Below are 6,364 nucleotides of genomic sequence, written 5' to 3'. Positions count from 1 at the left end.
TAGTGTAGAAGCGATTTAAATCGCCGTCTTTGTTTGTCTTTCTTCCAGCCCGCGGAGGCGGTCTTTGTTAGTGTAGAAGCGATTTAAATCGCCGTCTTTATTTGTTATGGTTGCTTCCAGCCCGCGGAAGCGGGCTTTGTTTGACTCTGAAGCGATTTAACTCGCCATCTTTGTTTGACTCTGAAGCGATTTATCTCGCCGTCTTTGTTTGTGCGCTGATTAAACTTGAGGTTGAACCAAATTTTCCTTTCCTTTAATCACCTTAGCAGATATAATCTTATCTCCCTGCCTCAGTTTATCCAAAACCTCTTTTCCTTCAATCATGTAACCAAAAACAGCATACCGACCGTCCAACAAATTCAGACCAGCGGGCGTGAGTTCGGGTTCAAACAAGAAAAAGAAAAACTGAGAAGAACCGCTGTCTGGTTCAGCTTCAGCCCGGGCCATCGCCACAGCACCAAAAGCAGAAAAAGGCAAAACAGGCTCGTCGCGATAACGTCCCGCATCTTCTAGAGTAATCCCATAGACAGGTTCCGTGTCCTCTCTAACGAGCACTTCCAGCGGCACATTCCGGTATTTGCCAGTACCTGGATCAATAAAGCCCACTTCCTTGCCTTCGGGATCTCCCGTTTGCAAAACGTAGGATTCTTCCGATCGAATAAATGGTAAACCATCATAGAAACCTCGATCGACCAAATCCACAAAATTACCAGCAGTCACAGGCGCACTGTAACCGTCAACCACAACATTAATTGTCCCCTTATCCGTTTCCACCGCCACAGTAGCGCGACCTTTCAGTTGAGGCAGATTAGCATACTTAGCAGGCACTTCAAACGGAAACTTTGTCACCATCAACTCTTCGATTTCGCCTACCGAACCGAGGATTTTCGCCTTCAAGTCAATAACTTTTTCCCTGTCTTTAGCCTCAACAGCCTTTTCCAGTTCAGCAATTCCCTCCTTGACTTGTGCAACTAGCGCCTCAGCTTCCGGCTGTTTCGCCTCAGGAATACTCACTAAAATGTCGGACTCCCGAATGCTGAGAATCCTCGAAGCCTTACTGACATCGCTGCTAATGGGCCCCCAACGTTTAGAACGGATGTGGTTGCCAATGTCTTCCAGACTGATTTGCAACTCACGCACAGTCTGATTGTCAATAGGTAGCGCGAAACGCAGCAGCGCCCGGCCGTCCGTAATCGGATTCCCCGCAGGCATACTGCTGCTGGGGCGTTTGGCATAGGAAACTGCGCTGAAACTTAGGGAGAGTGCGAACAGCAGGACTGCTAAAGCACCGGTCTTCACCCAGCGCTTGCACGTATCGATCGAGAAATTAGGCCAATGCAACATATCTTTAACTTTTATTGCCTCTATTATCTTCCCACAGCGCGCGATCGCCTTCTCTCCATTACATCCGTTGCCTCTCCTTGTCCAACAGACAGAGGTTTTTCACTTGGAGTACAGCACTTGCTCCCTTTGAAAGGTAAAATAAATTGCCAATTGCTTTTTGATGCCGTCAGCTAGACTGCGGCTTTAAGCTGACCCCGCTCAAAAACGGATACAATCCCCAGACTCCTGTCGTGGAGAGATCAAAATTTTAGACCAAGGTTCAATCTCCCAGATTCAAAGCTGCGAGTGAATCTAAAATCTAAAATCTAAAATCTAAAATCGACTGACTATAGTTCCCCCGTGCCCAATGGCGACGGGATTGCCCGCAAAAATTTATATGCTCTCCAGTAACGACTTTCGACCAGGTGTTTCAATTGAATGGAATAACGGCGTGTGGCGGGTTATCGAATTCCTCCACGTCAAGCCCGGAAAGGGTTCCGCTTTTGTGCGGACAAAATTAAAAAACGTCCAAACCGGCAGCGTAGTGGAACACACATTCCGAGCTGGCGAATCTTTGCCTCAAGCCAACCTCGAAAAGAGCGCGATGCAGCATACCTATAAAGAAGGCGACCAGTTTGTCTTTATGGATATGGAAACTTACGAGGAAAGCCGCCTCACAGCCAAGGAAATAGGCGAGCGTGTCAAGTACCTGAATGAAGGTATGGAAGTCAGTATCCTTCGCTGGAACGACCAAATCATGGAAGTGGAATTACCCAATTCTGTCGTCTTGGAAGTGACACAAACCGATCCCGGAGTCAAAGGAGATACTGCCACCGGTGGCAGTAAACCGGCCATCCTTTCCACCGGAGCTCAGATCATGGTTCCTCTATTTATTTCGATAGGAGAACGCATTCGGATTGATACTCGTGAAGACAAGTACCTCGGCCGAGAATAGAAACGACGGAGAAAAAGGGAGTTTTTAGTTTTTAGTTGTGAGTTGTGAGTTATTAGTTAAAGAGCTAAAAAATCATCGCTCATCGCTCAAAGATTAAAAACTACCCCTTTTGTCTCCAAAATCGGTGAAGTTTCCTAGCTTCGCCGGATTCCAATTTCTCAATTTTAAATTCTTAATTACCCTTGAATCTACTGTGCAATTAGACTTAAACCAGCTTTGCGAACTGCTGACTGTTTTAGACAAAACAGGCATTTCGGAACTGACATTAAAAAGTGGGGAGCTTGAACTGACTGTACGCAAAGGCATTCTGGCCAGCGAACCAGCCACGGTTACTGCCCTCTCTACCGCGGCAAGTGTCGCTCCGACGATCGCCCTGGGATCTGTTTCTAGCCCCACTGCCGCCCCACCGGATGCTGTTAGTCAAAATGCAGGAGCAACTCCGGCCACTCCTGCACCAGCCCCTGCTGTCGCAGCTCCTGCTGCCGTCTCTGCTCCTGTCGATACCAAATGGGTGTCAATTATCTCGCCCATGGTAGGAACGTTTTATCGCGCTGCTGCTCCCGATGAGCCACCTTTTGTCAATGTGGGCGATCGCATCAAAGTCAGCCAGACAGTCTGTATTATCGAAGCAATGAAGCTGATGAACGAGATTGATGCTGATGAAGTGTCCGGTCAAGTCATGGAAATTTTAGTGCAAAATGGCGAACCTGTCGAATACGGTCAAATTTTAATGCGAATTAATCCGGATTGAAGCATTACTTTATTGTTATGGACAGAATAAATGCTAATATTTCGAGATCACTTCTCCCCGGTGAGTTTGATGAAGTCATCCCAGCCTGTCCCGCAAGAGGTTGTGCAACAAGTTGCTGAGTATTTCAGTATTCTGAGCGAGCCAATGCGTTTACGAATTTTGAACTTGCTTCGCGACGGAGAAAAATGCGTGCAAGAGTTGGTGGAAGCTACTCAAACGAGTCAAGCCAATGTTTCCAAGCACCTAAAACTTATGCTCCAAGCTGGTATCCTCACTCGCCGGAGTGAAGGAACATCAGCCTATTATAAGGTGCAAGACGAGTTAATTTTTGAGCTATGTACTATGGTGTGCGATCGGCTTGCCACTCGGATCGAACAGCAAGCCCTCCACTTTCGGGCATTTAGCCTGACTGCCAAGCACTGAAAATTAGTCATTAGTCATTAGTCATTAGTCATTAGTCATTAGTCATTAGTGCGAGCGTCCCCGCTCGCGAACGTTATCAGTCAGCAGTCATCAGTCGGTAGTGCGAGCGTCCCCGCTCGCGAACGTTATCAGTCATCAGTTATATCAAATTCGGTAACTACGGAATTCTACCCTGCTCGCCGTGCGGGACGTTTGGCTTCGCGATCCGAAGCGAGCGACACGCTCGAATTGCACTCCGAAAATTATTATTCCGATCCAAATGTCAACGATATCATCAGCAATCAATTATCAGCTATCAATCCCTATTTTCCGCATTCAGACTAATAACTAATAACTAATAACTCCTAACTCCTAATTAATAACTCCTAACTAATGACTAATAACTAATGAATCAAAAATTAGTTAAGGGGAAAATTTTTGTCAAAACTTTGGCGGGTACTCGGTTGAGCCACCTCCAAACCTTCGCCACCCAAAAGTTCCAAAGGCTTGCCGTCCACCGAGATCCAAACCTTAGTATTCGGTTTTAAACTCGTAGCTGTATAGATAACTTGCCCTAACCGGCTCGTCATTGAACTGCTGCCTCCCCCCGCAGTAAATTCACGCGACAAATCGACATAAACTTCATCATTCTTGACACTCAAACCCCGGAGTTTTGTCCCTTTAGGTATTTCGCTAGAAACAGTTGCATCCTTCGGCCCAGCCAACAAAGTGTTAAAAGCAGCTTGTAAAGTTGCATCAGGCTTATCAGCTTGTTTGACAGCTACTTTCGTAGGAACTGCCTCAAATTTGCCGATCGCATCTTTAACCCAGTACACTTGGACTGTTTGGGCATCAGCCTGCTGCAAAGGCTTCGGCTGTGACGACTTGGGCGCCAGAGCCTGAGACGCCAGAGGGGTAGGTCTCTGAGCTTGAGGCGTCTGAACCTGCGGCGTCTGAGCCTGTGGCACCTGCACAGCATTTGGAGGAGGTACGGGGATAATTACAGCAGGGGATTGGGCAGGACTTGGGGATAGCGCCGGAGCGATTGTCGGAGCTGAAGACTGCGTGTCTGCCGTGGGCGAACGGCTTGCCGTCCACCAAGCAATGCCACCTCCAGTCACTAAAGCCAACCCGCAAACACCGGCAATGAGTGCTGTTGTGGAGACGTGGCGTACTTCTTGTCCATCTTTCATAATACAAATCCTCGTTAGAGATAAAGCGCTTGACACGGTGAGGAGCTACTCCCGATCGGCTACATTTGTTTTTGCTGAGATTCTGGAACAGGGAACAGCTAAACCAAAACAATCCTGGCATCTTTAACAGCTTAGGAGCTATATTTCATTTTGACACCCTCCCGCTTAAAAACAAGGTATAAGTCTGAAGGCAGAATATAGAAGGCACTTATGCTGTGGCATATCCGAAGTTTACCTGACATTTTATCTAACTCGTAAATTACTATAAATTAACTAATATTTTGCCAAATATCACAATCGGTAACAGGTTGAAAATCTTTAATATTTTTAGTAGCAATAATGACTTCACGACCAGGAAATTGCTCTTTGAGCAGACACCATTGAGCAGCCAGAATGCAGTCTACATCAATGTTCTCCTTAATTTTATTAGATTGACTCATAGCTCTTGCCTCCGCCCATAGTTCGGCAGCCTTTTCTAGCAAAGCAAAAGTTACTTCTTGAAATTCAATTAACTCTCTTAGTTTATCTAACTCTTGAATACTTTTGCTTTTTATCCGAATCAATTCACGTCTAAGTTCATAATCACAGATATCAGAAGCAATTATATAAACGCCTTTCGACAACAGTCTATAAAACCATTCTGTGCATTGATAAATCTCCGTAGTCAGCTTCTGATCTTCAGACAATTTCTCATCAATATTTGTTATCAGCAAAGCAATAATATTAGAATCTAGAATTAGAATCACTCTACAATTTCCATCCTTTTTCTTCTCCAATACTTTCTATTTGCTCAAGTCGTGACTTTGCCCAATCCATAGCAGATTGGTTTTTCTGAATTTGCATTTCACGAGTAAATATTGGATTATAAGGAGAGTCAATCAAATGTAATTTTTCATTTTGTGTTCGGTCTTCTTCGATTTGCCATAATACTGCTCTAGCAGTGTTTTTTAATCCAACTAAATATAAAAAAACTGACTCGTTCTGATTGGCTCGATCGGGTTTTAGATTAGAATCATTTAAAAAAGCCAATGCTATATTCTTAATGCACTCTATTAAGTGTTGTGGAAAGTAGACAAGATATTCTTCTAAAAGCTCTGATAGTTTCACCATACCCGTGTATAGCGATCGATATTGACGTACTTTATCTGTTTCTTCTTCAAACGCAATCAGCATAAAACCCTGAGCTATGATTAATTCCCTCAAGCCATCCATGTATTTTTCACGATCTTCAATTTCTTTGAAAGTATCACGGGCTAAAAAGTCACTATATTTTGCTTTAAATTCGTTTAAAAGTGGTCTGTATTCAGAGTAATAAATATCCGCTCTTAGACGTATATCTTTTGCTTCTCTAATCCGTTCTAGTACCTCATAAATTTTCAATCCATCAATAAATAGTTCTTCTTTAGGAATCCGCGCTTCATCAGATTTAAACAGCTTTTCTAAGGCGTGTTTGATTAAACTTAGTTCACCAAACATCACCTCCTCACTGTTCGATGGCAATGCTCTAATTAAATTTTCTGTAGTGACTGTCATAGGAAGCCGACTCCATAAATAAAGGCTTTTATGATTTATGAGAGCACATGAGCTACAACTAGCGCGCTCCTTCTATTATCATAAACGATCATCTCGCTAAAACTGTAATTTTTCCCAAACAAAAAGCGCCCCTATTTCTAGGGGCGCTTTCTGTTTATCTCAAGCTAAAACTTAGCCGTTGATGGAAGGAGCAACCAAAGCAACTGG

7 protein-coding genes are annotated in these 6,364 nt (G+C 44.4%); 3 read left to right on the top strand and 4 right to left on the bottom strand.

Annotation, left to right across the window (positions count from 1 at the left end):
- Window positions 1-219: 219 nt before the first annotated feature.
- Complete coding sequence (locus JGK16_RS31180; RefSeq protein WP_293193750.1) at window positions 220-1,344, bottom strand: peptidylprolyl isomerase; 1,125 nt, start codon at window positions 1,342-1,344, stop codon at window positions 220-222.
- A 376-nt stretch (window positions 1,345-1,720) separates the two neighbouring features.
- On the opposite strand from JGK16_RS31180, the gene efp reads away from it, so the two are divergent.
- From efp to JGK16_RS31165, 3 genes are all read left to right on the top strand, one after another.
- On the top strand, window positions 1,721-2,278 hold the full coding sequence (gene efp, locus JGK16_RS31175) for an elongation factor P (RefSeq protein ID WP_293155631.1): 558 nt from the start codon (window positions 1,721-1,723) through the stop codon (window positions 2,276-2,278).
- 193 nt (window positions 2,279-2,471) lie between these two features.
- Window positions 2,472-3,029 carry an acetyl-CoA carboxylase biotin carboxyl carrier protein gene (gene accB / locus JGK16_RS31170; protein WP_293186769.1) on the top strand — a complete coding sequence of 186 codons (558 nt, stop codon included), beginning with the start codon at window positions 2,472-2,474 and terminating at the stop codon, window positions 3,027-3,029.
- A gap of 30 nt (window positions 3,030-3,059) precedes the next feature.
- Complete coding sequence (locus JGK16_RS31165) at window positions 3,060-3,452, top strand: metalloregulator ArsR/SmtB family transcription factor (RefSeq protein WP_293186768.1); 393 nt, start codon at window positions 3,060-3,062, stop codon at window positions 3,450-3,452.
- Window positions 3,453-3,850: 398 nt separating this feature from the next.
- On the opposite strand, the gene JGK16_RS31160 is transcribed toward JGK16_RS31165, so the two are convergent.
- The 3 genes from JGK16_RS31160 to JGK16_RS31150 all read right to left on the bottom strand — a co-directional run bounded on the left by JGK16_RS31160 (window position 3,851) and on the right by JGK16_RS31150 (window position 6,157).
- Window positions 3,851-4,624, bottom strand: a complete 774-nt coding sequence (locus tag JGK16_RS31160; RefSeq protein WP_293186767.1) for a GerMN domain-containing protein — start codon at window positions 4,622-4,624, stop codon at window positions 3,851-3,853.
- 269 nt (window positions 4,625-4,893) lie between these two features.
- On the bottom strand, window positions 4,894-5,370 hold the full coding sequence (locus JGK16_RS31155; RefSeq protein WP_293186766.1) for a hypothetical protein: 477 nt from the start codon (window positions 5,368-5,370) through the stop codon (window positions 4,894-4,896).
- 1 nt (window position 5,371) lies between these two features.
- Entirely contained in the window at window positions 5,372-6,157 is a 786-nt protein-coding gene (locus JGK16_RS31150) for a hypothetical protein (RefSeq protein ID WP_293186765.1), read from the bottom strand.
- Between the last annotated feature and the right edge of the window lie 207 nt (window positions 6,158-6,364).

The sequence above is a fragment of the Microcoleus sp. PH2017_09_SFU_O_A genome (genome assembly GCF_020738625.1).
In the GTDB taxonomy this organism is placed as follows: domain Bacteria; phylum Cyanobacteriota; class Cyanobacteriia; order Cyanobacteriales; family Microcoleaceae; genus Microcoleus.
This window is presented reverse-complemented; position numbering and strand designations above follow the sequence as displayed.

What these genes read in the sequence shown, in the direction of transcription:
- JGK16_RS31165 (WP_293186768.1), top strand. Translation starts at nt 3,060, where the DNA reads ATGCTAATATTTCGAGATCACTTCTCCCCGGTGAGTTTGATGAAGTCA.
- JGK16_RS31150 (WP_293186765.1), bottom strand. Translation starts at nt 6,157, where the DNA reads ATGACAGTCACTACAGAAAATTTAATTAGAGCATTGCCATCGAACAGT.
- efp (WP_293155631.1), top strand. Translation starts at nt 1,721, where the DNA reads ATGCTCTCCAGTAACGACTTTCGACCAGGTGTTTCAATTGAATGGAAT.
- JGK16_RS31180 (WP_293193750.1), bottom strand. Translation starts at nt 1,344, where the DNA reads ATGTTGCATTGGCCTAATTTCTCGATCGATACGTGCAAGCGCTGGGTG.
- JGK16_RS31160 (WP_293186767.1), bottom strand. Translation starts at nt 4,624, where the DNA reads ATGAAAGATGGACAAGAAGTACGCCACGTCTCCACAACAGCACTCATT.